Annotated in this window: 1 protein-coding gene; it reads left to right on the forward strand. The window is 64.9% G+C overall.

The genetic code is table 11. The features are described from left to right. Positions 1-3,033: GH36-type glycosyl hydrolase domain-containing protein (locus ACXJ7R_RS27985; protein WP_457154654.1), on the forward strand; the 3,033-nt coding region annotated here is incomplete at its 5' end. Between the last annotated feature and the right edge of the window lie 351 nt (positions 3,034-3,384).

The following is a 3,384-nucleotide window of genomic DNA, read 5'->3' on the forward strand; positions in this document are numbered from 1 at the left end:
GTGCAGACCCGCCATATGGGCCTCAGCCTGACCGATGCCGCCAATGTGCAGAAACTGGCGCGCTATCTGATCTATCCGGATCCGTTCCTGCGTCTTCCGGCCGAATCCATCGCCACGGGGCTGGGCAAGCAATCGAGCCTGTGGCCGACCAGCATTTCGGGCGATTTCCCGATCTTCCTGGTCAGGATTGGCGACGTCGCCGATCTCGAAATCGTCGCCCAGGCGCTGCGTTTCCAGGAGTACATGCGCACCCGCGGCATGATGATCGACTTCGTCGTCGTCAACGAGCAGGCGTCCTCCTATGTTCAGGATCTGCAGCGGGCGGTCGAGACGCTGTGCGAAAACAGCCGCCTGCGCGGCAAGGAACTCGGACCCCGCCAGCACATTTTCGCGGTTCGCCGTGACCTGATGGACGAGACCACCTACAAGACGCTGCTCGCTGTCGCCCGCGTCGTCCTGCACACGCGCAACGGCACCATCTTCGACCAGATCGAGCGGGCGGAGGCGGCCGCCCTGCAGGCGCGCGACGCCCTGCAGCCGGCAGCATTGGCGGTCGCGCGCGAATTGCCGTCGCCGGTGCCCGTGATGCACGCTTCGCAGGCCGTGGCGGATGTCAGCGCCGATGGAAGCGGCCTCGGCCAATGGAATGGCTTCGGTGGTTTCGATGGCGACGGGCGGCACTATGTCGTGCGCCTGGCTGGCCGGCGCACGACGCCGCAGCCATGGATCAACGTCGTCTCCAACGCTTCGTTCGGCTTCCACACCTCCGCCGAGGGTGCCGCCTTCACCTGGAGCCGCAACAGCCGTGACTACCAGCTGACGCCGTGGTCGAACGATCCGGTCTCGAACCGGCCGGGCGAGGGCGTCTACATCTACGATCAGGCCAGCGGCAAGGCGTTCTCGCCGCTCGCCGCCGTGGTACGCGACCCCTCGATGACCTACGAGGCCTGGCACGGCCAGGGTTTCTCGACGTTCCGTTCGAGGCGCRGGCCGCTGTCGATGGACCTCACCCATGTCGTCGACCCGATCGACCCGGTGAAGATCTCGCGGCTGCGTATCCAGAATTCGGGCTCGGTGCCGGCGCGGCTGCGTGTCTACGCTTATGCCGAATGGGTGCTCGGCGGGCATCGGTCGCGCACGGCGGCAACCATCGTCCCGTCGCGCGACGCTGCTACCGGTGCGTTGCTGGCGCAAAACCCCTACGGGCTCGATTTCAGCGAGCGGGTGGCTTTCCTTGCCGCCGACGGGGGCGTCCATTCGGTGACGACCGACCGTTCGGAGTTCCTCGGCCGGCATGGCTCCAGCGAACTCCCACAGGCGGTGCTGAGCGGCGCGGCGTTGTCGGGTCGTGTCGAGGCCGGAGACGATCCTTGCGCTGCGATTGCCCGCGACATCGAAATCCCGGCCGGCGGCGACGTGACGCTGCTCTGGCTGCTCGGCGATGCCGAGACCGTCGAGGAGGCCAGCGCCCTGGTGCAGGAGCATCGGGTCAAGGATTTCGACCGGCGGCTGGCCGACAATGAGCGCGAATGGCGCGGCTTCCTCGACACCATCCAGGTCGAGACGCCGGACAAGGCGCTCGACGCCATGGTCAACCACTGGCTGCCCTACCAGAGCCTCGCCTGCCGCATCCGCGCCCGCTCCGCCTTCTACCAGGCAAGCGGTGCGTTCGGCTTCCGCGACCAGTTGCAGGACACGCTGGCATTGCTGGCGCATGATCCGCAACTGGCGCGCGACCAGATCCTCAATGCGGCGCGGCGGCAGTTCCCCGAAGGCGACGTGCAGCACTGGTGGCTGCCGCGCACTGGGGCCGGCGTGCGCACCATGATCTCAGACGACGTGGTCTGGCTGGCCCACGCCACGGCGCGCTATTTGCTGGTCACCGGCGATGCCACCATCCTGAAGCAGCAACTGCCGTTCATCGATGGACAGGCGCTGGGCGAGGGCGAGCACGATGCCTTCTTCACCCCGGAAATTTTGAAGAAGACGGCGTCGCTCTACGACCATTGCGCCCGGGCGCTCGATCTTGCCATCAAGCGCAGCAGTCCCGCCGGGCTGCCGCTGATCCTCGGCGGCGACTGGAACGACGGGATGAACCGCGTCGGCGAACACGGCAAGGGCGAGAGCGTCTGGCTCGGCTGGTTCCTGCTGAAGACGCTGGGCGACTTCGCCGCAATTGCCAAGACCGAAGGCGATGCCAAGCACGCGCAAGCCTGGGCAAAGCATGCCGATGCGTTGAAGCGGGCGCTTGAAAGCACGGCATGGGATGGCGAATGGTACAGGCGCGGCAGCTTCGACGACGGCACGCCGCTCGGGTCGCGGTCCTCGCAGGAGTGCAAGATCGACTCGATCGCCCAGTCCTGGAGCGTGCTTTCGGGAGAGGGCGATCCGGCCCGATCGACGACGGCGATGGAGCAGGCGACCAAACTGCTCGTCGATGACAAGCTCAAGATCGTCAAGCTGTTCACGCCGCCGTTCTCGAAGACGGACAAGGAACCGGGTTACATCAAGAGCTATCCGCCCGGTGTTCGCGAAAATGGCGGCCAGTACACCCACGCCGCCACGTGGTTCGTCATCGCGCTTGCCGAGATGGGCCGGACCGACGAGGCCTATCGTTGTTTCTCGATGCTGAACCCGGTCAACCATGCGACCGACGAGGCCTCGGCCGAGCACTATCGCGTCGAGCCCTATGTGGTGGCGGCTGACATCTACGCCGGGGACGACAAGGGCGGCCGTGGCGGCTGGACCTGGTACACCGGCTCGGCCGGCTGGCTCTACAGGGCTGCAGTCGAAGGGATCCTCGGCATCGAACGGCGCGGCAAGCGTGTTCAGTTCAAGCCAAAACTCCCCGGCCATTGGGACGGATACTCGGCAACCCTCAAGATGCTGGGGGCCGAACTCAAGGTTCGCGTCGTCCGCGACAATAAGGCCAAGGCGGTTTCGCTGGAGCTGAATGGGGCCAAGACCAAGGTTTCGGCAGTCGAACTGAAGGATGGCGAAGTTACCGACGTCGTCATCAGGATCCCGGCCTGAGGCATTTTGCCCAGAAAGCGTGCTCTCGGGCTCAAGAGCCCGGGGGCGGTTTCGGGACCACAACAGGATGTAAGGCGCCATGCCACCCTGCGTTGCCATCGCCTTGGGTGAAGGGCGCGCCGATTAAAAGCACATAAAATCAAAGGCTTGATGCAAAGTGCATACGCCGCCCAGGCTGGCTGGGCTTGGCATCTCGTCGCCTTTGGCGGGCGCGAGGCCGCATTTGTTTGGCGCTATACTGTGTAGAAGGCGATTTCGGCATTGGTCATCCGCCAGACATCGTTGTTGATTAAATTTGTGGCAGCACCTGCCAGCTGCCATGATTTCGCCGCATGCCTGACATTTTACCTG

The organism is Mesorhizobium sp. P5_C1 (genome assembly GCF_054049815.1).